Origin of the sequence: Pseudoflavonifractor sp. An85, from assembly GCF_002161235.1 — a bacterium.
In the GTDB taxonomy this organism is placed as follows: Bacteria; Bacillota; Clostridia; order Oscillospirales; family Oscillospiraceae; genus Enterenecus.
Genome location: NZ_NFHE01000146.1, coordinates 1 through 505 on the forward strand (window position 1 = coordinate 1; position 505 = coordinate 505).

A 505-nucleotide genomic window follows, 5' to 3' on the forward strand; every position below is an offset into this window, starting at 1 on the left:
GCGCTCCACGACCTGCAACAGTTAGTGGGCGGATACATAGAACCGTTCGACGTGATCTTCGGGGAGAACATCTGCCTGTACGTGAACGAGGAGGGGCTGGGCAACTGCCCGCCCAACCGGGCCGTCTACGCCACCAAGAACATGGTGGAGGAAGGCTACCTCTCCCAGATGGACTACACCAGCGTCGTGCAGGAGGGCGAACTGTACACCATCCTGCGGGGCGACATCGTGGCCGTGGGTTTCGACCCGGAGACCGGCATGGACCGGGACCTGACCGACGCGGAGATTGCCCAAGTGGGCGACTACTTCACCAAGGTCTCCGCACCCGGCAGCGGCCTCGCCGAAGCCCTCGCCATCCAACAGGGACGCCACAGGGAGGAACCTGTGCAGGAGCATGGCGTGAGCCTCAAGGATGAGGCGGACGCCTCCCGCGACGCCTCCGACGCGCTCGGCGGAGGCCAAACGCCGGACAAGCCCCAGCGCGGCATGGATGGGCGGTGAGAGT

At 65.5% G+C, this 505-nt stretch carries 1 protein-coding gene; it reads left to right on the plus strand.

Annotation, left to right across the window (positions count from 1 at the left end; all coding sequences use genetic code 11):
- Positions 1–501: DUF3846 domain-containing protein (locus tag B5G37_RS14885; RefSeq protein WP_087259006.1), on the plus strand; the 501-nt coding region annotated here is incomplete at its 5' end.
- Between the last annotated feature and the right edge of the window lie 4 nt (positions 502–505).